Raw genomic sequence first — 21,298 nt, forward strand, 5'->3', positions numbered from 1 at the left:
AACCTCAACCTAGATCGAGGCTAGCTCAGAGGGTCAGGCGGTCACGAGTCGGCGTCCGATGCTCGCGGACATCAGCGCGGCCGCCGCGCACAGTCCCCCGGCCAGGTACCAGGCGAGGTTGTAGCTGCCCTGCACGTCGCGGATCGCGCCCGCACCAGTGGCTGCCAGCGCCGCTCCGATCTGGTGCGACGCGAACACCCAGCCGAACACGATCGGCCCGTCCACTCCGAACCACTCCCGGCACAGCGCCACCGTCGGCGGCACGGTCGCGACCCAGTCGAGGCCGTAGAAGACGATGAACACCCAGACGCTCGGCTGCGCGGTCGGACCGAGCAGCGACGGCAGGATCAGCAGCGACAGCCCGCGCAGCGAGTAGTAGCCGATCAGCAGGTACCGCGGATCCCACCGGTCCGTCAGCCAGCCGGACACGATCGTGCCGCCGACGTCGAACACACCCACCAGCGCCAGCAGCGACGCCGCAGTCGTGGCCGGCATGCCATGGTCGTGCGCAGCCGTGACGAAGTGTGTGCCGATCAGACCGTTGGTCGACGCTCCACAGATCGCGAACCCACCCGCGAGCAGCCAGAACGCCGGTCGCCGCATCGCGGTCCACAACGCGGTCACCGCGCGCACTGCGCTGCTCCCGGTCGACTCGACCCGCTGCCCGGCCGTGCTCCCCTCCGGAGCGCCGTACGCCCTCAGTCCGACATCGCTCGGGTAGTCACGCAGGAACAGCAGCACCAGCGGTACGACGGCCAGTGCGGTGCCGGCCGCGACCAGGGCCGGCACGCGCCAGCCATAGTTGGTCGCCAGGTTCGCAATCAGCGGCAGGAAGATCAGCTGCCCGGTCGCACCGGCCGCTGTGAGGATCCCGGTGACCAGTCCGCGGCGGGCGACGAACCAGCGACCGGTGATGGTCGCGACGAACGTCATGGACATCGATCCGGTGCCGACACCGACGAGCAGACCCCAGCAGAGCAGCAACTGCCAGGACGAGGTCATGAAGATCGTGAGTCCGCTGCCGAGAGCGATCAGCACCAGCGCGCCGCTGACCACCCGGCGCAGACCGAGCCGGTCCATCAGCGCCGCGGCGAACGGCGAGATCAGACCGTACAGCAGCAGGTTGATCGACACCGCCGACGAGATCGTGGCGTGCGACCAGCCGAACTCGTCGTGCAGCGGGTCGAGCAGCACGCTCGGCACGGACCGGAACCCGGCCGCGCCGATCAGGGTCACGAACCCCACAGCGGCGACTGCCCAGGCAAGATGCACCCGGGCAGCCTTCTTCGTCGGCAGAATCTGCGTCACCCGCCTAGATTGCCGTCCGGAACGTCGCCGAACCAGTGGCCGGACCGCCACCATGTGTCAAGATATGGCCATGACAGCCCGAGGCAAGCGGCATCTGGCCGCGGTCGGCCCGCACCGGGTCGCCGTCCTGGCCCTCGAACCGGTGGTCGGCTTCGATCTGACCATCCCACCGGCTGTGCTCGGCGCCGCGGCCCGCGCGGACGGCAAGCCGCTGTACGACGTGCGCGTCTGCGGCCTGGACAGGTCGCCGGTCCGGACCAGCGCCGGATTCAGCCTGCTCCCGGACTACGGACCCGAGGAACTGGCGGAAGCCGACACGGTCATCATCCCGGGGACCTACTACCCGAAGCCGCGCAACGAGGGCATCCTGCCCGACGACCTCGCCGCTGCCCTCGCCACGATCCGGCCCGGGACGCGGATCGCCTCGATCTGCACCGGTGCGTTCGTGCTCGCCGCGGCCGGCTACCTCGACGGACGGCCGGCCACGACGCACTGGAAGCGGGCCGAGCTGTTCCGCCGCATCTACCCGCACATCGACCTGCAGGAGGAGTTGCTGTTCGTCGACGACGGCGACGTGGTCACGTCCGCCGGTCTGGCCGCGGGCGTCGACATGTGCCTGCACCTGGTCCGCCGCGACTTCGGCAGCGAGGTCGCCAACCGCGCTGCGCGGAGCTGCGTCGTACCGCCGTGGCGGGACGGTGGCCAGTCCCAGTTCATCGAGCGCGTCGTACCGGACGAAGGCACCGACGGTACGGCGCCCACCCGGGCGTGGGCGCTGCAGCGGCTCGACGAGGAGCTGACCTTGCCGGGGCTGGCCGCGCACGCCAGGATGAGCGTGCGCACGTTCAGCCGCCGGTTCAAGGCCGAGACCGGGCAGTCACCAGGAGCGTGGCTTTTGCAGCAGCGCGTGCGCCATGCCTGTGAGTTGCTGGAGACGACCGACCTCTCCGTGGACCGTGTCGCCGACGCCGCCGGTCTGGGCACCGCGGCGTCGTTGCGGCACCACCTCCGCTCCGAGCTCGGGGTGTCGCCGCTCGCCTACCGCAAGACCTTCCGCGCCGGCTGACGGGCGTCAGAGCACGACAAGGTCGTGCGGCCGCTGGTTCATCGGCTCGACGCCGTCCTCGGTGACGACCACGATGTCCTCGATCCGCGCACCCCACCGGCCCGGCTGGTAGATGCCTGGTTCGACGCTGAACGCCATCCCCGGCTCGAGCAGCAGTCCGTTCCCACCGACGATGTACGGCTCCTCGTGGACGTCGAGCCCGATCCCGTGACCGGTCCGGTGGATGAAGAAGTCGCCGAAGCCGGCTGACGCGATCACCTCCCGCGCCGCCACGTCGATCGATTCCGCGGAGACCCCCGGCCGCACCGCGTCCACCGCCGCCTGCTGCGCATCCCGCAGTACGGCGTAGGTCGCGGCGACATCGGCGTCGCGCGGCGTGCCCACGGCGTACGTCCGGGTCGAGTCCGAGTTGTAGCCCTCGGCAACGGGTCCGCCGATGTCGACCACCACGACGTCGCCCGCCTCGATGACCCGATCGGACAGGGCGTGGTGCGGGCTCGCACCGTTCGGTCCGCTCGCGACGATGACGAAGTCGGCCACGACGTGACCCTCCTCGACGATCGCGTCCGCGATGTCCGCGCCGACCTCCGCCTCGGTCCGGCCGGGCCGCAGCCACTCGCCGACCCGGGCGTGCACGCGGTCGATCGCCGCGCCCGCCTTCCGCAGAGCCTCGACCTCCGCCGCGTCCTTCCGCATCCGCAGCTCACGCACGATCGGACCGGCCAGGGTCTGCTCCGCCTTGGGCAGTGCGTCCCTCAGCGCCAGCACGTGGAGCGCGGGCGTGAAGTCGCTGACCGCGACCCGGTCCGAACCGCGCAGCCGGTCCGCCGCCAGGCCGTACGCATCGTCGCCGTCAACCCACGTGACGACCTCGACCCCGAGTTCCCCCAGCGGCAGGCCGTCGTACCCAGGTGCTTCCAGCTTCGGTACGACGAGCGCCGGGGCCCCGTCGGCGGGGATCACCAACGTCGTGAGGCGTTCGAAGGATCCGCCGGGCTGACCGAGGAGATAGCGCAGGTCGGAACCCGGCGCGATCAGAAGGCCGGTGCCGGCCGCGGCCTCTCGGGCACGCTCCAGGCGGGAACGGAGAACAGCGGGTTCAGGGACAGGACCAAGGGGTGAGCGACGAGCCATGAGGTCGACTCTAGTGCCCTGCGGCGGAGATCGCTTGAGCGATTGCGGTGTCCAGGTGCGTGCATCGCAAGGCGGAGAAGCGTTCTCGATGCGGAGCATCGTGGATGCTTCTCCAACGCCGCGAGGTGCGTGCCTGGGCGCCGCAAGCGCCAAGGGATCTCCGACGCAGGGCACTAGAACTGTCGGCGGCGATTGCTACAACTTGTTTCGCCCTGACCGGGCTTGGCGAAAGGCGATTCTGATGACACTGCACCACGTGTCCTACGGCGACGGCACTCCCGTGCTGGCGCTGCACGGCTGGACTCCCGACCACCGGCTGATGACCGGCTGCCTCGAGCCGATCTTCACCGACCTGCCCGGCTATCGCCGGCTCTACCCCGACCTGCCCGGCATGGGGCAGAGCCCGGCCGGCGACATCGACAGCTCGGACGGGATCCTCGCGGCCGTGCAGAGCTTCGTCGACGAGCAGATCGGCGCCGAGCCCTTCCTGCTCATCGGGGAGTCGTACGGCGGCTACCTGGCGCGAGCCCTGACCCGGGAGAGACCGGAGCAGGTGCTCGGTCTCAGCCTGATCTGCCCGATCGGCACAGTCGTCGAGAACGCGGACCGCACCGTGCCCGAGCACGTCGTGCTGCGATCGGAGCCGGGCGTCGTCGAGTCGCTGATCGAAGGTGAGGACTTCACCGATCTGGCCGTCGTGCGGACCGCCACGGCCTTGGCGGCGTACCGGAAGGACGTTGCCCCCGGGCTCGCGATCGCCGACACCGCAGCGCTCGATCGCATCGAGAAGAAGCGCAGGCTGTCGGTCGATCCGGAGAGCGGTCCCGTCTGGACCCGCCCGACGCTGATCGTCTGCGGCCGGCAGGACTCGATCACCGGGTACGAGGACACGTATGTCCTGCTCCCCCACTACCCGCGGGCGAGCTTCGCCGTCCTCGACGTGGCGGGACACAACCTCCAACTCGAGCAACCGGAGCTGTTCGCTGCTCTGACCCGTGAGTGGTTGCAGCGGGTCGCCGACGACGCGCAGGGCCTGCCGTAGGCGACTACCAGCGGGTAATGTCCCGTTCATGGTGACTGGGAAGCGGTCGATCGGATGGTCGTTACTGGTCGCGCTGACCAACGGGCGGGCGCGGATCGGCGACGACCAGCTGGCCGCTGCCGTCGGTGGACGGGTGATCCTGGTGACCGGGGCGTCGTACGGGATCGGTGAAGCGACCGCGCGGCGACTCGCCCGGGCCGGAGCGACGGTGCTGCTGGTGGCTCGGACGGCCGACCAACTGGAGGTGGTGGCCGGCGAGATCCGGGCAGCAGGCGGCACGGCGTTCGTCTATCCCACCAACCTGGCTGATCCGGCAGCTGTCGAGGAGCTCGCGCGGACAGTGCTGGCCGAGCACGGACACGTCGACGTGCTGGTGAGCAACGCGGGCAAGTCGATCCGCCGGTCGATCGCCGACTCCTACCAACGCTTCCACGACATCGAGCGGACGAACGCGGTCAATTACCTCGGCCCGGCCAAGCTCGTCCTCGAGCTGCTCCCGTCGATGCGCGAACGCCGCTCCGGACACATCGTGAACGTCTCGACCGCCGGAGTCCGGACACCGCCGATGGCCCGCTGGTCGGCGTACCTGGCCTCGAAGAGCGCGTTCGACGTCTGGCTGCGGTCCGTGGCGCAGGAGATCCGCGGCGACGGAGTCACCACGTCGACCGTCTACATGGGTCTCGTGCACACGCGGATGAGCGAGCCGACCCCCTTGCTGAACAAGATGCCCGGACTGTCGCCCGAGCAGGCCGCCGATCAGGTGTGTACGGCGGTCGCCGAACGACCGCACAACATCACGCCACCGATGGTCCGGCCGGCCGATGCCTTGGGCAACCTGTTGCGCGTGCCCACCGACCGGCTCTTCGAGCAGTACTTCCGGCGTACCGACGGGAGATCCAAGCGCAGGGGGCAGCCGTGAGGGCCCCGCGGCCGATCGCGCCGATCCGGCCGCCGGAGTGGCTGGTCCAGGGCGCGGCCGAGGTCGGCGGTGTGTCCGTCGCGTTGCTGAGGTCCGGAGTCTGGCGGTCCGCTCGGCCTTCACACCTCATCAGGATCGAGCGCGCTCTGCGCCACTGGGGCCAGTCGATGGCCGCACTGGGCGTGATCGCGGCGATCCGCTACCCCGATCGCGCCGCCGTGATCGACGAGGACGGCAGTACGACGTACGCCGAGCTGGACCACCGGTGTGAGCGGATCGCGGCGGCGATGCACTCCCAGCACAAGATCGTTGCCGGCAGCAAGGTTGCGGTGCTGTGCCGGAACCACCGTGGCTTCCTCGAGGCGACGCTGTCCGCCTCCCGGGTGGGCGCGGACGTGTTGTTCGTGAACACCGAGTTCGCTCCCCCGCAGCTGGCCGCGGTGCTGGAGCGGCATCAACCCGATCTACTCGTCCACGACGCGGAGTTCGACCCACCGGCGGACATCCCGTCCGTGCTCTCGGACCTCGACGAGCTCGCCACCTCCGATGCACCTGAAGCGCCGAAGCCGGACTCGCCCGGGCACATCACCATCCTCACTTCCGGCACGACCGGGACGCCGAAGGCCGCGCCACGGGTGCCGACCGCGCTCGGCCTCGCCGGACTCACCGCGAGTGCGCTCAATCGCATCGGGCTGCGGTCGGGCGAGCCGATGGTGATCTGCCCGCCGCTGTTCCATGGACTCGGTCTGCTGACCTCGATGCTCGCGCTCTTCCTCGGCTCGCCGCTGGTGCTGGCCCGCCGGTTCGACGCCGGCGCGGTGCTCGCCTCGGCCGAACGGACCAGAGCCGGCTCAATGGTCGCCGTGCCGGTGATGCTGCGGCGGATGCTGGAGCTCGGCCCGACGGAGATCGCGACGCACGATCTCCGGTCGCTGCGGGCGGTGATCTCCGGTGCGTCCGCGCTCGGCGCGCCACTGGCCGAGCGGTTCATCACGCAGTTCGGGCCGGTGTTGTGTGACGCCTACGGATCGAGCGAGGTCGGGATCGCCACCATCGCCACCTCCGCCGACCTGATCGCCGCGCCCGGGACGGTCGGGCGGCCGTGTCTCGGCAGCTCGATCCGGATCCTCGACGACAACGATCGGCCGCTGCCCACCGGCGAGACCGGGCGGATCTTCGCCGGCGGCGGGCTCGTGTTCGGCGGCTACTCCGATGGCTCCAGCAAGACGGTCGTCGACGGGCGGATGAGCACCGGCGACCTCGGACACCTGGACCGGCTCGGTCGGCTGTTCGTGGACGGCCGCGAGGACGACATGATCGTGTCGGGCGGCGAGAACGTGTACCCGGTCGAGGTCGAGGAGTGCCTGGCCAGTCACCCCGCGGTCGCCGAGGCCGCGGTGGTCGGCGTGCCGGACGAGGAGTTCGGCCAACGTCTGATCGCGTACGTCGTACTGCGCGAGCCGGTGTCGGAGGACGACCTGATGGCTCACGTCCGCGCGAATCTGGCCCGCTACAAGACGCCTCGCGAGATCCGCGTCGTGGACGAGTTCCCCCGCAACGCCACCGGCAAGGTTCTTCGCAATCGGCTACCAGACATGACCTAGTCCGAAGGCGTCGCGGAAGCGGGCCATCCGGTCCTCCGTGTGCGCGTGGTCGCCGAAGAAGACCGCCAGGGTCTCGGCGCCGGCCGCGGTGAGTTCGGTCCCCAGCCGAACGGCCTTGTCCAATTCCGAGTCCGGGCCGAACCAGTGCAGGCGGCTGCCGACCGTGACCCGACGGTCGGTCTGAGCGCGGAGCTTCGCGACGGCCGCGGCGAAGGACGGCGCATCGAGGCCCAGCGCCTGCCACTCGTCGCCGAAGCGTGCGACGCGACGGAGGGCGGGCGCACTGTCGCCACCGACCATGATCGGGAGCGGGGCGCGCAGCTTCGGCTCGAAGACACCGCCGCGGTCCTCGCCGGCGAACAACCCCCGGATGATCTCCAGCGACTCGTCCGTCCGTCGCCCCCGCTCGCGGAACGGAGCGCCGACGGCGGCGAACTCGGTCTCGGTCCACCCCACGCCGACGCCGAGTACCACTCGCTCACCGGACAGCCGATGCAGGGTCGCTGCCTGCTTCGCGACGACGTACGGGTTGCGCAGCGGCAGGATCATCACCGAGGTCCCGAACCGGATCCGCGTCGTCCGGGCCGCGAGGTAGCCGATCGTCACCAGCGGCTCGTACACCCCGCCGTACTCCGATCCGAACTCGCCCGGCGGCAGGATGTGATCGGGCAACCACGCCGTGCCGTAGCCGAGTTCCTCCGCGGCGACGGCCAGTTCGGCCAGCCGTTCGGGCGGCATGGTCGCCGATTCGTCAGGCAACACCACTTGCAGTTCGACCATGCGGTCGACGCTATCGCCTCACACCGGTGTCAGAGTCAAACGATCGACGCCGGCCGCGCCAGTGCACCCCGGCGTCATTCCCGGGTCGCTCAGGTCCGGCGTGGGAGAGTGAACCTGTGAAGATCCTGGTCGGCTATGTGCCAACTGCCGAAGGTGAGGCCGCGCTCACCGCGGCGGCCGCCGAGGCGAAGTTGCGGGATGCGTCCGTGCTGCTGCTCAACACCAGTCGCGGCGACGCCTACATCGACGCCCGCTACGCCAACGCCGACGAACTCGCCACCGCCGAGGCGAGGCTCACCGAACTGGGCGTCGAGGTGAGCGTCCAGCAGGCCGTCTCCTCGGGCGACGTAGCCGGCGAACTCCTCAAGGCAGCCGGCGCCGAAGACGTCGGCCTGATCGTTCTGGGCCTTCGCCGCCGCAGCCCCGTCGGCAAGCTGATCCTCGGCAGCACCGCCCAAAGAGTGCTGCTCGAATCCCCCGTCCCGGTTCTCGCCGTGAAGGCGCCCTCCCGGCACCAGGACTGATCGTCTCCGTTGGGTAGCGGACGTCCACGCCATCACAATCGGCGTCGGCGGAAGGGTCGCCTGCGTGACGCGGTGTGGGGGCGCGGTTGTGATGGGCTGGCGGACCGGCGTGTTAAACCCAGGTGAGGCGTTGGGGTGGGGCGCCTAGACTTGTCGGTGCTATGCCTGATGCCCGGACCGAGTCCCCTAGTCCCTCCCCAGCCAACGGTCCCGCCCAGGACCCCGCCGCGCGTCGCCGTCCGCGACGGCGCGGGAAGAGGCCATCGGGTACGCCGAGAACCGCGCAGGACGCGACCCGCGACGGAGGCGACCAGGCGGGCGAGTCCCCGGACACCGCAGAAGGCGCGGTCAACCTCGCTGACATAGCGGCTCGGTTGGATGGATTGATGGCTTCCGACCGGGAGCAGCTCGGGCGCCGGCTGGAGCGGGTCCGGAGTACGAAGGAAGCGCACAAGCGTGAGCAGGCGTTGCAGGGTGTGCTCGGGGCGGTGGAGCAGGCCGAGCAGCGGGTGGAGTTGCGGCGGCTGGCGGTGCCCGAGATCACGTATCCGCCGGAGCTGCCGGTCAGTCAGCTGAAGGACGACATCGCGGCCGCGATCCGGGACCACCAGGTCGTGGTCGTCGCCGGCGAGACCGGCTCCGGCAAGACGACCCAGCTGCCGAAGATCTGTCTCGAGCTCGGCCGCGGCGTCGAAGGCATGATCGGGCACACGCAGCCCCGGCGCCTCGCCGCACGGACCGTGGCGGAGCGGATCGCGCAGGAGCTCGGCACGGAGCTGGGCGAGACCATCGGCTTCGCCGTACGGTTCACCGACAAGGTCAGTGAGCGGTCTCTGGTGAAGCTCATGACCGACGGCATCCTGCTGAACGAACTGCAGCGCGACCGCGACCTGAGCCGGTACGACACGCTCATCATCGACGAGGCGCACGAGCGCAGCCTGAACATCGACTTCATCCTCGGCTACCTCAAGCGCCTGCTCCCCCGCCGCCCGGACCTCAAGGTCATCATCACCTCCGCGACGATCGACCCGGAGCGGTTCGCCGAGCACTTCTCCGACAGCCAGGGCAACCCCGCGCCGATCGTCGAGGTCTCCGGCCGGACCTACCCGGTCGAGGTGCGCTACCGCCCGATCAACGACCCGGACGACCCGAGCACGCTGGACCGCGACCAGACCCAGGCGATCCTCGACGCCGTCGACGAACTCGAGCACGAGGCCTCGGGCGACGTACTGGTGTTCCTCAGCGGTGAGCGGGAGATCCGCGACACCGCCGACGCGCTCAACGACAAGTACGCCGGCCAACGCGGCCGACCCGGAGCCGTCGAGGTCCTGCCGCTGTACGCCAGACTCTCCAACGCCGAGCAGCACCGCGTCTTCCAGCCGCACTCGAACCGCCGCATCGTCCTCGCGACCAACGTCGCCGAGACCTCGCTGACCGTCCCCGGCATCAAGTACGTCGTCGACCCCGGTACGGCGCGGATCTCGCGGTACAGCCATCGCACCAAGGTCCAGCACCTGCCGATCGAGCCCGTCTCGCAGGCCAGCGCCAATCAGCGCAAGGGCCGCTCCGGCCGGACCAGCGACGGCATCTGCATCCGGCTGTACTCCGAGGAGCACTTCGAGAGCCGGCCCGAGTTCACCGACCCCGAGATCCTGCGCACCAATCTCGCGTCCGTCATTCTCCAGATGACCTCGATCGGGCTCGGCGACATCGCCGCGTTCCCGTTCATCGACGAGCCGGACAAGCGCAGCATCACCGACGGCCTGCAACTGCTCACCGAGCTCGGCGCGATCGAGTCCGCGAAGGCGACCGACCGGCACCGCAGGCTCACCCCGGTCGGCCGCCAGCTGGCCCAGATCCCGCTGGACCCGCGGCTGGCCCGGATGATCGTCGAGGCGGACAAGCACGGCTGTGTCCGCGAGGTGATGGTGATCGCGGCCGCGCTGTCGATCCAGGATCCACGCGAGCGGCCGACCGACGCCGAGGCGCAGGCGCAGCAGGCGCACGCCCGCTTCCGCGATCCCAGCAGCGACTTCCTCGGGTTCCTGAACCTGTGGAACTACCTGAAGAAGCAGCAGAAAGAGCTGTCCGGCAACCAGTTCCGCCGGATGTGCCGCAGCGAGTACCTCAACTATCTGCGCGTCCGGGAGTGGCAGGACATCTTCGCCCAGCTCCGCCAGGTCGCGTCCCAGATCGGCGTCACGCTGAACAGCGGCGAGGCGGCCGACCCACAGGCGGTCCACGTCTCGCTGATGTCCGGTCTGCTGTCCCATCTCGGCATGAAGGACCCGGCCAACCAGCACCAGTACCTCGGTGCCCGCGGCACCAAGTTCGCGATCTTCCCCGGCTCCGGGTTGTTCAAGAAGCCGCCGCAGTTCGTGATGGCCGCCGAACTTGTCGAGACCTCGCGGCTGTGGGCGCGGGTGAACGCCAAGATCGAACCCGAGTGGGCCGAGGACATCGCGCAGCACCTGATCAAACGCACGTACTCCGAGCCGCACTGGGAGCGCAAGGCCGGCGCGGTGATGGCCTACGAGAAGGTCACCCTGTACGGCGTACCGATCGTGGCGCGGCGCAAGGTCAACTACGGCAAGGTCGACCCCGAGGTCTCCCGCGAACTGTTCATCCGGCACGCGCTGGTCGAGGGCGACTGGGACACGCACCACAAGTTCTTCCACGAGAACCGCAAGCTGGTCGAGGAAGTCGAGGAGCTCGAGGAGCGGACCCGGCGGCGCGACCTGCTGGTCGACGACGAGACGCTGTTCGCCTTCTACGACGAACGCGTCGGCGCGGAGGTCGTCACCGGTCGGCACTTCGACACCTGGTGGAAGAAGGCCAGGCAGCGTGACGCCGACCTGCTCGACTTCGAGCGGTCCCTGGTGGTTCGCGAGGGTGCCGAGGTCAAGGAGGAGGAGTTCCCGCTGCACTGGATGCAGAACGGGATGACCTTCGACCTCACCTACGCCTTCGAGCCGGGCACCGACGCGGACGGCGTGACCGTGCACATCCCGCTGCTGGTGCTGAACCAGGTCACCGCGGACGGCTTCGAGTGGAGCGTGCCCGGCTTCCGCGAGGAGCTCGTCACCACCCTGATCAAGTCTTTGCCGAAGGCAATCAGGCGGAACATCGTGCCGGCCCCGGACCACGCCCGTCAGATCCTCCCCCACCTCGACCCGGCCTCCGGTCCGCTCACCGACGCGATGGCGCGCGAACTGCGCAACCTGCGCGACGTGGTGATCGAGCCGGCCGACTGGGACTGGAGCCGGGTGCCGGAGCACCTGCGGATGACCTTCCGGGTGATCGACGACAAGGGCAAGACGGTGGCCGAGGGCAAGGACCTGGCCAAGCTCAAGGAACGCCTCAAGCCGAAGACCAAGGCCGCCATCTCGCAGGTCGCGTCGAAGGCGGTCAGTGGACTCGAGCGGTCCGGCCTGACCGACTGGACGTTCGGCGACCTGCCGCGCAGCTTCTCCGAGCACCGCAACGGGCTCACGGTCGCCGGCTACCCGGCGCTCGTCGACGAGGGCAAGACGGTCGCGATCAGGCTGCAGGAGACCGAACGCGACCAGGCCGCCGCGATGTGGAACGGCACCCGCCGGCTCCTGCTGCTGACGATGCCGTCCGTGATCGACGTGGTCCAGCGCAACCTGACCAACCAGCAGAAGATGACGCTGATGGCAGGCCCGCACCGCAACGTCGGCGAACTGCTCGACGACGCGATCTCCGCGGCCGTCGACCAGTTGATGACCGCGGCGCACGGCCCGGCGTGGAACCTGACGGCCTTCTCCGTACTGCGGGACGCCGTACGGTCGGACCTCGCGGACACGGTGCTGACGATCCTGCGGCAGGTCGAGCAGGTGCTGGCCCACGCGCGGACAGTGGACAAGCTGATCTCGCGGGCATCGAGCCCGGCACTGCTCGCGGCGTTGTCCGACGTTCGCGGCCAGCTGGAAGGTCTGGTCCACCCCGGCTTCATCACCGAGACCGGAGCCACCCGGCTGCCCGATCTCGTGCGCTACCTGCGCGGGATGGAGCAACGGCTCGACAAGATCGGCGCCAACGCGATGCGCGACCGCTCGGGCATGGCGATCATCCAAACGCTCGATACGGACTACCGCGCCCGGCTGAACGCCGTGCCGACCGGCAAGTACCCGAGCCCGGAGCTTCTCGAGGTGCGGTGGATGCTCGAGGAGCTGCGGATCAGTCTGTTCGCGCAGACCCTCGGTACGCCGTACCCGGTCTCGGAGAAGCGGATCCGCAAGGCGCTCGCGACGGCTTGATCGATCGTTGATGCCGGCGCGGGATCGTCGGGTCATGACTGGACGATTCTTGAGGGTGCGGGCCCTGTGCGCGCTCGCTGCGCTTGTCATGACGCCGCTGGTGGCTGTGGGTACAGCCCCGGCGAGCGCCGTCGCGACCGGTGACTGGACCCAGTTCCGCAACGGGCCTGCTCACCAGGGCGTCAACACTGCCGAGACAGCGCTGTCGGTGTCGACCGTCGGCGGATTGCGGCAGCAGTGGGTGACGAAGATCGGAGGAAGCGTCTGGTCCTCGCCGGCGACCGCCGACGGCCGGGTGTACGTCGGCGGGCTGGACGGCAGGCTGCACGCGCTCGACGCGGCCACGGGCCAGCAGCTCTGGGCGAAGCCGGACAGCGCACTGACCGGCGACTGGACGTTCACGTCGCCGGCGATCGGCAACGGCGTGGTCTACCTGGGGATCAACCGGCCCGCGGCCGAGATCTGGGCCTTCGACGCGGTGACGGGGGCGACCCGGTGGCGCACCGGAGCTTCGGTCAGCAACATCAACGGATCGCCCGTGGTCGCCGGCGGAGTGGTGTACGCCGCCACCACCGAGGACCAGGTGCTGGCCCTGGACGCCGCCACCGGTGCGCGGATCTGGGACGCCAAGCCCAATGGCGGTCGCGGTTCCGGCTTCTACTCGAGCCCGACTGTTGCCGGTGGCAAGGTGTTCGCGGCGTCGCTCAACCAGCAGGTCTACGCCCTCGATGCGGCGACCGGCGCCGTCCGGTGGTCGTTCCCGACCGGCGGGCACAACTCCTCGACGCCGGCCGTGGTCGACGGCACCGTGTACTTCGGCTCCCGGGACGGAAATGTGTACGCCGTGGACGCCGAGACCGGCGTACAGCGGTGGAAGGTGCGGTACGGCACGAACATCCTCGCGTCGTTCCAGTCGTCGCCGGCAGTCGTCAACGGCACGGTCTACATCGGCACGAACAACGACCGCCGGGTGCTCGCACTCGACGCGGCGACCGGCGCCATCAAGTGGAGCTTCCGCACCGGCGGCGTGGTGATGTCCTCGCCGGTAGTGGCGAACGGCGTCGTGTACGTCGGGTCGGACGACCGCAGCGTCTACGCACTGCGCGCAACCAACGGGCAGCGGCTGTGGTCGGCCCGGCTGTCCGGCGCGGTCGACTCCGGACCAGCCGTGGCCCAGGGCAAGGTGTATGCAGGCACGTACGGCGACAACGGCGGCGGGAACGTCTACTCGTTCGCACTCAGTCGTTGACCCTTGCCATGCGGTCCGGCCTGGCGAAGAGTCTCGCGGATCAGTCGTAGGCACCGCGCCCCACCACGCTGGTCGTCGGTGCGCTCACAGATCGCCAGCGCGGACCGCAGACACTCGAGCGCCTGGTCGACGCGGCCGAGGTCGCGATGGGCGAGGCCGAGGTGGGTCAGGCAATGCGCCTGGCCCGCCTCGTCGGCCAGTTCACGGAAGATCGTGAGTCCCGCGGTGAACCTGGTGACGGCCTCGCCAGGTGAGCCGGCGGCTTCGTGGACCTCACCGAGATTCGTGACTGCCGCCGCCTGGCCGCGGCGGTTGCCCAGCTCGGCGAAGATCGCTCCTGACTCGGCGAGATACCGCAGGGCTTCGTCGTACCGGCCGAGTTGCCCCAAGACCGGACCGAGGTTGTTCAGGTACACGCCCTGGCTGTGCGGGTCGCCGAGCCGGCGGGCGATCGACAGCGCCTGCGAGAGGCAATCGGCAGCCTGGTCGTAGCGTTGCAGGCTGTCATAGACAGTGCCGAGACCGTTCAGACACGACGCCTGCCCAGTGTCGTCACCCGCCTCGGTGAACAGTCGCAGGCCGGCCCGCAGATGCCCCGCGGCCTGATCGAAGTCGCCCTGCAGTTCGTACGCCGCCCCCAGGTCGCGATGCGCGAACCCTTCGGCGTACGCGTCCTTCGTACGGCGTGCGACCGCCAACGCGGTCTGGTTGAGCCGGATCCAGTCGGCCCGATGACCGCGGATGTGGAAGAACGCGAACAGCGCCCGCGCCAACTGCCCAGGGATCTCGTCCGGTACGCCGTCCGTCGCGGCAGCCTGCTCGGCACTGGCCAGCAGGTTGGCCCGCTCGGTTTCGAACCACTCCAGCGCCTGCCTGACCCCGCTGAACGTCGTACCGCCGTCGGCCCACGCTCCAGCGGTGTCCAAGCGCGGGTCGCCCGGGCGCAGCATCGCGTACCCGCTCCAGGCGGTGGCGACCTGCCAGCGCATCGCCCGCGTCAGTGCGGCGGTCCTCTCGTCAACCGAGCGCGTCCCCGCGACCTCACGGGCCAGTAGCCGCAATAGCTCATGCAGCCGGTACCGACCCGGCGCAGGGCTCTCCAGCAACTGCGCGTCGACCAAGCACTCCAGCACCGGCGTCGCGTCTACTGCTCCGAGCAACCGTTCGGCGAACGGCGGGCTCAGGTCCGCGGCGTCGGGTAGACCGAGCAACCCGAAGGCCGATGCAGCTGCGCGCTCCTCCACCGATCCGACCGCCAGCAACCGGTGACCGACCTGCAGAGAGGCCCGGACGTCGAGATCATCCGCGCGCAACTCGTCCAGGCGGCTGCGAGCATTCGCAAGCCGATCGGTCAGGGTGCGGACCGGCCAGGTGGGCCGTGCTGCCAACCGGGCGCCGGCGATCCGCACCGCCAACGGCAGTCCCCCGCACAACCCGACCAGCTTCCGCGCGGCAGCCGGATCCGCGGCGATCCGGTCAGCCCCGGCCAACCGGCCGAGCAGCGTCGTGGACTCGCTGGGAGCCAACGGACGAAGGTGCAGGTGACGTACGCCGTCCAGCGTCGCAAGCACCCGGCGACTGGTGACCAGCACCGCACACCCAGGTCCGGCCGGCAGCAACGGCCGTACCTGCGCGGCATCCGTCGCGTTGTCCACTACGACGAGCACGCGCCGGGTCGCGGTCTCAGCCCGGAACCGACTGGCCGCCTCGGTCACGTCGTACCGCCCACCATCGGGTACGTCGAGCGCCCGCAGGAATCGGCCGAGCGCGCCGATCGCCGTGCTGTCCGCGGACAGGTCGGCGTACAACTGCCCGTCCGGGAAGCCACTCGCGACGAGATGCGCGGCGTGTACGGCGAGCGCGGACTTGCCGATGCCCGCGACTCCGTCGACCGCGCCGATCGGCGGGATGCGGTCGTCCGGGTCTCCTCGCAACAGGTCCGCGAGTTCGGCCAGCTCGGTGCTGCGGCCGGTGAAGGACGCCGCGTCTGCCGGTAATTGGCGTGGGACCACTGTCCGCCTTCCTTGCGACACCTCGCCGGGCAGATCGAGCTTCGGGTCCGCGGCCAGGATCTGCTCGTGCAGGTCGCGGACCGCGCGGGCCGGCTCTGTCCCGAGTTCGCCGGCGAGGCGGTCCCGCAGACGGCGGAAGGCAGCGAGTGCATCGGCCTGGCGGCCGGCGCGGTACAGGGCGAGCATCCACTGTTGCCAGAGCCGTTCGCGGAGTGGGTTCTCCTCGACCAGAGCGCGCAGCTGGGCGGTGAGTTCGGTGTGCTGCCCGAGTGCGAGACGGGCTTCGACCAGGGTCTCGCTGGCGGCCAGGCGCCGTTCCTCCGCAACGACGAGCCGGCCGTTGGGGTCCGCGTCGACAGCTACGTCCTCGAGCGGGCGGCCGCGCCACAGGGCCAGTCCGCGGCTCAGCAGCTCCGTGGCGGCCAGCGGGTCGCCGTCCCGCAGTGCCTGCTCGCCGCGGGTCGTGAACTCCTCGAACGCGAGCAGGTCGAGGTCAGCGGCCGTCACATCCATCCGGTAACCGGCCGCGTCGGTCACCAGCCGCGGTGGCGCGTCGTTCAGTTGCAGGTCGCGGCGCAGCGTCGAGACGTAGGTGCGAAGCGCTCCGATCGCCGTCGGCGGCCGTCGGTCGGGCCACACGATCTCGACCAGCCGGCCCGCGGGCAGGGGCCGGTTGGCGCTCACCAGGAGCACTGCGAGGACGGCACGCAGCTTCGCCGAGCCGAGTTGCACCGGCTCGCCGTGGCCGTCGCGAATCTCCAGCGGTCCGAGCACCTTGAACCGCACAGTGCGCCCTCCCGTCCTCACCCTGACCAACGGATCAACGCCTTGTGGGGTTCACCCGGCTACGGCACGAACGCTCGCTGCGAGCGACGGCGGAAGTCCCGGGGCGAGAGCTGATGGGCGGCGGTGAAGCAGCGGGTGAAGTACGACTGACTGGTGAAACCGCAGCGGGCCGCGATCGCGGCGACCGGCTGGTTGGTTGCTGCGAGCAACGATGCGGCGTGTTCCACGCGGAGGTCTGCGACGAAGGCGGTCGGCGTACGACCGTAGGCCGCTCGCATCGAGCGGGACAGGTGGGCCGGGCTGACACCGGAGAGCTCGAGGAGCCGCGGCACTCCTCCGCGCAGATTCTCCTCGGCCCGCATCGACCGGCAGGCCTTCGACAGCCAGTCCGGTGCGGTGGGCGTGCCGGCGGGTGAGGCGAGTTCCTCCGGCGAGACCAGTGGCAGCAGGTCGATCCAGAAGCGCATCAGATCGTAGGCGCCGGGCTCGTCCTGGAAGCGGTCCAGGGCGTGTTCGAACACGGCGATCGCGGCGGGCGTGTGGAAGGCCACGGGCCCACGCGCGGTGGCCCAGCTTCCGGTCGGGTTGGTCCTGGTCAGGTCGAGGAAGCCCTGCCAAGCCGAACTCGGGAAGGCGACGTTCACGAACTCGAGCCCGTCAGGTGCCGCACCGCGGACCGCGTGCCGATCCTGCGGCCGCACGAGTACGACGTCGCCGGCCACGAGGCTCTGCGTACCGGTGGTCAACAGGTGCTCTCCACTGCCGGACACCACACCCATCAACTCATGGAAGTCCGCATGGGTGTGCAGTTCGGTGTCGCGCGCTCGCGCGGCGATCCGGACGCGGGCCGCGTGATACGGACGGCCGAACGCGTGCGACTCGAAGCGCAGCGCCTGGTCCACATCAACACGCTACAAGTTCTCGTCAGCTTGCTGCTAGTAGCCGATGTTTCCACACCGCAGCATGGAGACATGTTCGAAGACGACGGTTATGTGATCTTCCGCGATGTCATCGATCCGGCCCTGATCAAGGAAGTGAATGATCATGTCGAGTGGTTGCAGGCGCGGCACCCCGACGTACGGCCGGAACAACTCGGGCACGTGTACCTGCGCGACGACCCGTTCTGGGTGCGGTTGGTGAGTGACGAACGGCTGCTCGACATCGCGTCGCAGTTCGTCGGCCCCGATCTCGCGCTGTTCGCGTCGCACTACATCTCCAAGCCGCCGTACTCCGGGCAGCCGGTGCTGTGGCACCAGGACGCGGCGTTCTGGCCGCTCGACCCGATGAAGGTCGTGACGCTGTGGCTGGCGGTCGACCACTCCACACCGGAGAACGGCTGCGTGCGGGTGATCCCGGGCAGTCATCGCTCGGGGGTGGCCGGGATGCGCGACAACACCGAGGTGGAGAGCGTTCTCGGTAAGGAGATCGCGGTCGAGGTCGACGAGTCCGCGGCCGTCGACATGGTGCTCGCGCCGGGTGACGTCGAGGTGCACCACCCGAACATCGTGCACGGCAGCAACGCGAACACGTCGCCGAACCGGCGGTGCGGGCTGACGATCCGCTACATCCCCACGTCGACGCGGATCACCGATGCCGAGGTGCCGTACCCGAGCGCCTTCCACCTGCGCGGTGCGCCGGGGGTCAACAGCTACCAGCCACGGCCGAAGTACGTCGAGGGCACGCATTTCCCGTTCACCGGAAGCAGTGCGTGGGTCTGACACAGCGAGCGCCCGCCCCGGCCGATGGCTGGGGCGGGCGCTGGACGGTCGCCTTACTCGAGGCAGATCCGGAACGGGTGCCCTGCGGGGTCGGCGTAGATCCGCCAGCCGCGACCGTCGTCGGCCGGTGGCGGGTCCAGGGGGTCGAGCGGTTCGGCCCCGAGGGCGACCACGGTCGCGTGGCCGCTGGAAATGTCCTCGACGATGAGGTCGAGATGGAGATCCTGCGCGTCGGTGCCGGGCCAGGTGGCCGGCACGTACTCCTCCGAGCGGCGGAAGGCCAGCGCCGAGTTGCCCAGCGACGAACCGGGGCCGGTCAGGCTCCGCCAGTCGTCGTCACCGTTCTCGTCGATGTCCAGCCCCAGCAGCGCTGAGTAGAACTGGGCGAGCTCGAGTGGGTCCGGGCAGTCCAGCACCACCGAGCCGAGCCGCCCGGCAGTACTGCCCGGCTGCTCTGCCACCTGCGTCATCTGTCCTCCAGCTTCTGTTCACCAACTGCCCGCCCCTGTCTGGGGCAGGACCGGCCAGGCCCGTCGTGGTCGGAAGGCCCGGCCGCCTACGATGACAGGTCCGACGGACACTTCGCATCTTTCGACACGCCATCTTGACGGGTCAGCTGGTCGCGGACAGTGAGCGGCCGCCAGAACTGCCGGCATAACACCTAGACAGTGGTAGCGCGTCGCCGCTCGGACAGCTTGCGGATCTTCGCGCGGGTGCCGCAGTCCTCCATCGAGCACCAGCGGCGCGATCCGTTCCGGCTCCGGTCCAGGAACAGCCAGCCGCACCCGCCCTCGTCGATCGGGCAGGCGCGCAACTGTCGCAGCTCGACCGTCCGCAGCAGCTCGACCGAGGCAGCCACCAACCGATCCGGGATCATCAACGCCGGCGCGGTGCCGACACGCAGGTCGACGACCCCGGGACCGTCGATCCGCGCGACCAGCATCGAGCGCGCGGCCGCGGCGGCCCAGCGCAGCATCAACCGTTCGTACACGGACTCCTGCGAGGTTTCCGCCGGCAGCGCAGGAGCCGCGCCCGCGCGCGGAGCCAGGACGGCGTACGTTGCCTCGCGGATCTCGTCCGTCGCCCGGAGAGCCTTGTCGGCCAGGTCCGGTGCACCCTCCCAGACCGCCGCGATCGCCTCACCCTCGGCCGGGTCGACGAGCTCGATCCGGCGACTCCAGTCGAGCAGGTCCGTCGGCCGTCTCAGATAGTCGTGCGGGTCGGGACGGCCCGGAATCCGGGGCGTTACCGTGTTCACGAGGTCCAGGGCGGGATGCCCACCGACAATCCTGAGCTCGTCGCGGAAACTGTCGGTCATGGGTGAGACGCTACCACCATACAGCCGTTGAGTGGAATCACAGGTGAAGCCATGCCCATCACGTCCCGCCGGGCCAACGCGGCCCTCCTCATGCTCGCCCTCAGCACCTTCTCGTACGTGACGATCGAAGTTCTCCCGATCGGACTCCTGACCGTGGTCGCCGGTGACCTCGATCGATCCCGGTCCGAGGTCGGCCTCCTGGTGACCGGGTACGCCGCCGTCGTGGTGCTGGCCTCGATCCCGCTCGCCCGTCTGACGCTGCGGCTTCCCCGCCGCCTGGTGCTGGGCACCACGCTCGGCGTCCTGGCCGTGTCGACCGCGCTCTCCGCCGCCGCGCCGACGTACGGGCTGCTCTTCGCCAGCCGGCTGCTCACCGCGCTCTCCCAGGCACTGTTCTGGGCCATCGCGCCGCCGATCGCGACCAGCCTGTTCCCACCGCAGGTCCGCGGCCGGGTGGTGGCCAGACTGGCGATCGGCACGGCGCTCGCGCCGGTCCTCGGCATCCCACTCGGCACCTGGCTCGGCGAACAGGCCGGCTGGCGCGTCCCGCTCGCCGTGATGGCCGTTCTCGGCGCCGTCGCGTGCGCCGGCATCGTCGTGCTGCTTCCGGCGGTCGAGGGTCGCCACGGAGCAACCGGCCGCGGCAGTTCGCCCGACTTCCGGCGGTACGGCGTGATCCTCGCCAGCTCGGCGATCGGGGTGACCGGCTTCCTGACGTTCAACACCTACGTCACGCCCTTCCTGCTGGACATCACCGGCCTGCCCCGGGATGCCCTGGGCCCGATGCTGCTCGCGAGTGGAGTGGGTGGCCTGACCGGGACGCTGATCGTGGGCCGGATCCTTGACCGGTTTCCGTGGGGATCGGTGGTCGTCTCCTATGCGCTGCTCAGCTGTGCGCTCGCGGGCCTCTACGTCTTCGGCAGTCACCTGGTGGCCACAGTCGCCCTGATCGCTGTCACCGGCCTCGCATTCAGCGGGATGGCCGTCGCAGTACAGAACCGCACGCTGCAGGTCGCGCCAGGCAGCACCGACCTCGCCTCGGCCGGCACGAGCTCCGCTTTCAACGTGGGCATCGCTGCAGGTGCGTTCATCGGTGGTGGCCTGGTGGACGGCGTCGGAGTGCGCAGCGTGGCACTGGTCGGCGCCCTGCTGGCCGCCGCAGCGGTTCTGACGTTGTTGGCTGAGCCGGTGCTGGCTCGGCGCCGGGTCCGGGTGGCAGAGTGCGACCATGACCGTCCTGGGCGACAGGTTTGTGAAGAGGCGGCATGACGCGCCCGACGGGTTCTTCGAGGTCGAGGCCGCCGGCCTGCACTGGCTCGCCGTACCGGGCGGCGCGCCGGTGGCCAAGCCGGTCGATGTCTCCAGCGACCACCTGAGCACGGTGCGGCTCGACCTCGTTCCGCCGACCGGAGCGGCCGCGGACGAGTTCGGTCGGCAGCTTGCAGTCACTCACGACGCGGGTGCGCGGCACTTCGGCGTACCGCCGGATGGGTGGGACGCTGACGGCTACATCGGCACGATCGGGTTACCGCACGCGCTGGAGCCGCTGAAGTCGTGA

The 21,298-nt window shown here is 69.8% G+C and carries 17 protein-coding genes; 10 read left to right on the forward strand and 7 right to left on the reverse strand.

The annotated features are described in order from the left end of the window. Positions 1 to 33 precede the first annotated feature (33 nt). The gene (locus ACGFH6_RS28590; RefSeq protein WP_393390066.1) at positions 34 to 1,308 is read right to left on the reverse strand and encodes an MFS transporter; all 1,275 of its coding nucleotides are present in this window, start codon (positions 1,306 to 1,308) and stop codon (positions 34 to 36) included. 70 nt (positions 1,309 to 1,378) lie between these two features. On the opposite strand from ACGFH6_RS28590, the gene ACGFH6_RS28595 reads away from it, so the two are divergent. Further along, positions 1,379 to 2,374, forward strand: coding sequence for a GlxA family transcriptional regulator (locus ACGFH6_RS28595; protein ID WP_393390068.1), 996 nt, complete (start codon positions 1,379 to 1,381; stop codon positions 2,372 to 2,374). 6 nt (positions 2,375 to 2,380) lie between these two features. Here the strand turns inward: ACGFH6_RS28595 and ACGFH6_RS28600 are convergent, their stop codons facing one another. Further along, the gene (locus ACGFH6_RS28600; RefSeq protein WP_393390071.1) at positions 2,381 to 3,508 is read right to left on the reverse strand and encodes a M24 family metallopeptidase; all 1,128 of its coding nucleotides are present in this window, start codon (positions 3,506 to 3,508) and stop codon (positions 2,381 to 2,383) included. A 241-nt stretch (positions 3,509 to 3,749) separates the two neighbouring features. Between ACGFH6_RS28600 and ACGFH6_RS28605 the strand changes: the two genes are divergently transcribed. From ACGFH6_RS28605 to ACGFH6_RS28615, 3 genes are read left to right on the forward strand one after another with little or no spacing between them, the layout of a single operon-like run. Then, positions 3,750 to 4,550, forward strand: a complete 801-nt coding sequence (locus ACGFH6_RS28605; protein ID WP_393390074.1) for an alpha/beta fold hydrolase — start codon at positions 3,750 to 3,752, stop codon at positions 4,548 to 4,550. 28 nt (positions 4,551 to 4,578) lie between these two features. Continuing rightward, on the forward strand, positions 4,579 to 5,469 hold the full coding sequence (locus ACGFH6_RS28610; protein ID WP_393390077.1) for an SDR family NAD(P)-dependent oxidoreductase: 891 nt from the start codon (positions 4,579 to 4,581) through the stop codon (positions 5,467 to 5,469). Then, the gene (locus tag ACGFH6_RS28615; protein ID WP_393390079.1) at positions 5,466 to 7,073 is read left to right on the forward strand and encodes an AMP-binding protein; all 1,608 of its coding nucleotides are present in this window, start codon (positions 5,466 to 5,468) and stop codon (positions 7,071 to 7,073) included. Before ACGFH6_RS28610 ends, ACGFH6_RS28615 begins: the two co-directional genes overlap by 4 nt. Here ACGFH6_RS28615 and ACGFH6_RS28620 read toward each other — a convergent pair. Then, positions 7,056 to 7,853 carry a TIGR03619 family F420-dependent LLM class oxidoreductase gene (locus tag ACGFH6_RS28620; protein WP_393390082.1) on the reverse strand — a complete coding sequence of 266 codons (798 nt, stop codon included), beginning with the start codon at positions 7,851 to 7,853 and terminating at the stop codon, positions 7,056 to 7,058. The two genes, ACGFH6_RS28615 and ACGFH6_RS28620, sit on opposite strands and share 18 nt — an antisense overlap. Before the next feature lie 116 nt (positions 7,854 to 7,969). Here ACGFH6_RS28620 and ACGFH6_RS28625 point away from each other — a divergent pair, with 116 nt between their 5' ends. The 3 genes from ACGFH6_RS28625 to ACGFH6_RS28635 all read left to right on the forward strand — a co-directional run bounded on the left by ACGFH6_RS28625 (position 7,970) and on the right by ACGFH6_RS28635 (position 13,906). After that, positions 7,970 to 8,377 carry a universal stress protein gene (locus ACGFH6_RS28625; RefSeq protein ID WP_393390085.1) on the forward strand — a complete coding sequence of 136 codons (408 nt, stop codon included), beginning with the start codon at positions 7,970 to 7,972 and terminating at the stop codon, positions 8,375 to 8,377. A 362-nt stretch (positions 8,378 to 8,739) separates the two neighbouring features. Beyond that, positions 8,740 to 12,657 (forward strand): ATP-dependent RNA helicase HrpA, encoded by a 3,918-nt coding sequence (hrpA, locus tag ACGFH6_RS28630; RefSeq protein ID WP_393390561.1) that lies wholly within the window; start codon positions 8,740 to 8,742, stop codon positions 12,655 to 12,657. A 34-nt stretch (positions 12,658 to 12,691) separates the two neighbouring features. Beyond that, complete coding sequence (locus ACGFH6_RS28635) at positions 12,692 to 13,906, forward strand: PQQ-binding-like beta-propeller repeat protein (RefSeq protein ID WP_393390088.1); 1,215 nt, start codon at positions 12,692 to 12,694, stop codon at positions 13,904 to 13,906. Here ACGFH6_RS28635 and ACGFH6_RS28640 read toward each other — a convergent pair. Together ACGFH6_RS28640 and ACGFH6_RS28645 are read right to left on the reverse strand one after the other, a co-directional pair. Next, a complete protein-coding gene (locus ACGFH6_RS28640) occupies positions 13,882 to 16,704 on the reverse strand; it encodes a BTAD domain-containing putative transcriptional regulator (RefSeq protein ID WP_393390091.1) in 2,823 nt (940 codons plus the stop codon). The two genes, ACGFH6_RS28635 and ACGFH6_RS28640, sit on opposite strands and share 25 nt — an antisense overlap. A 59-nt stretch (positions 16,705 to 16,763) precedes the next feature. Continuing rightward, positions 16,764 to 17,606, reverse strand: coding sequence for an AraC family transcriptional regulator (locus ACGFH6_RS28645; protein ID WP_393390093.1), 843 nt, complete (start codon positions 17,604 to 17,606; stop codon positions 16,764 to 16,766). Positions 17,607 to 17,675: 69 nt separating this feature from the next. Here ACGFH6_RS28645 and ACGFH6_RS28650 point away from each other — a divergent pair, with 69 nt between their 5' ends. Next, positions 17,676 to 18,422: a phytanoyl-CoA dioxygenase family protein gene (locus tag ACGFH6_RS28650; protein ID WP_393390096.1), complete on the forward strand. Its 747-nt coding sequence runs from the start codon at positions 17,676 to 17,678 to the stop codon at positions 18,420 to 18,422. A gap of 53 nt (positions 18,423 to 18,475) precedes the next feature. Here ACGFH6_RS28650 and ACGFH6_RS28655 read toward each other — a convergent pair whose 3' ends face one another. Both ACGFH6_RS28655 and ACGFH6_RS28660 read right to left on the reverse strand, forming a co-directional pair. Next, positions 18,476 to 18,892: a VOC family protein gene (locus tag ACGFH6_RS28655; protein ID WP_393390099.1), complete on the reverse strand. Its 417-nt coding sequence runs from the start codon at positions 18,890 to 18,892 to the stop codon at positions 18,476 to 18,478. 191 nt (positions 18,893 to 19,083) lie between these two features. Continuing rightward, complete coding sequence (locus ACGFH6_RS28660) at positions 19,084 to 19,740, reverse strand: CGNR zinc finger domain-containing protein (protein ID WP_393390102.1); 657 nt, start codon at positions 19,738 to 19,740, stop codon at positions 19,084 to 19,086. 51 nt (positions 19,741 to 19,791) lie between these two features. Between ACGFH6_RS28660 and ACGFH6_RS28665 the strand changes: the two genes are divergently transcribed. After that, complete coding sequence (locus ACGFH6_RS28665) at positions 19,792 to 21,009, forward strand: MFS transporter (RefSeq protein ID WP_393390104.1); 1,218 nt, start codon at positions 19,792 to 19,794, stop codon at positions 21,007 to 21,009. Further along, a complete protein-coding gene (locus tag ACGFH6_RS28670) occupies positions 20,969 to 21,298 on the forward strand; it encodes a hypothetical protein (RefSeq protein ID WP_393390107.1) in 330 nt (109 codons plus the stop codon). Before ACGFH6_RS28665 ends, ACGFH6_RS28670 begins: the two co-directional genes overlap by 41 nt.

The sequence above is a fragment of the Kribbella sp. NPDC049227 genome, assembly GCF_043197265.1.
Classification (GTDB): domain Bacteria; phylum Actinomycetota; class Actinomycetes; order Propionibacteriales; family Kribbellaceae; genus Kribbella.

Excerpts from the sequence above, each read along its gene's own strand:
- ACGFH6_RS28595 (WP_393390068.1), top strand. The coding sequence starts at position 1,379 with ATGACAGCCCGAGGCAAGCGGCATCTGGCCGCGGTCGGCCCGCACCGG.
- ACGFH6_RS28600 (WP_393390071.1), bottom strand. The coding sequence starts at position 3,508 with ATGGCTCGTCGCTCACCCCTTGGTCCTGTCCCTGAACCCGCTGTTCTC.
- ACGFH6_RS28605 (WP_393390074.1), top strand. The coding sequence starts at position 3,750 with ATGACACTGCACCACGTGTCCTACGGCGACGGCACTCCCGTGCTGGCG.
- ACGFH6_RS28610 (WP_393390077.1), top strand. The coding sequence starts at position 4,579 with ATGGTGACTGGGAAGCGGTCGATCGGATGGTCGTTACTGGTCGCGCTG.
- ACGFH6_RS28620 (WP_393390082.1), bottom strand. The coding sequence starts at position 7,853 with ATGGTCGAACTGCAAGTGGTGTTGCCTGACGAATCGGCGACCATGCCG.
- ACGFH6_RS28635 (WP_393390088.1), top strand. The coding sequence starts at position 12,692 with ATGACTGGACGATTCTTGAGGGTGCGGGCCCTGTGCGCGCTCGCTGCG.
- ACGFH6_RS28650 (WP_393390096.1), top strand. The coding sequence starts at position 17,676 with ATGTTCGAAGACGACGGTTATGTGATCTTCCGCGATGTCATCGATCCG.
- ACGFH6_RS28655 (WP_393390099.1), bottom strand. The coding sequence starts at position 18,892 with ATGACGCAGGTGGCAGAGCAGCCGGGCAGTACTGCCGGGCGGCTCGGC.
- ACGFH6_RS28660 (WP_393390102.1), bottom strand. The coding sequence starts at position 19,740 with ATGACCGACAGTTTCCGCGACGAGCTCAGGATTGTCGGTGGGCATCCC.
- ACGFH6_RS28665 (WP_393390104.1), top strand. The coding sequence starts at position 19,792 with ATGCCCATCACGTCCCGCCGGGCCAACGCGGCCCTCCTCATGCTCGCC.
- ACGFH6_RS28670 (WP_393390107.1), top strand. The coding sequence starts at position 20,969 with ATGACCGTCCTGGGCGACAGGTTTGTGAAGAGGCGGCATGACGCGCCC.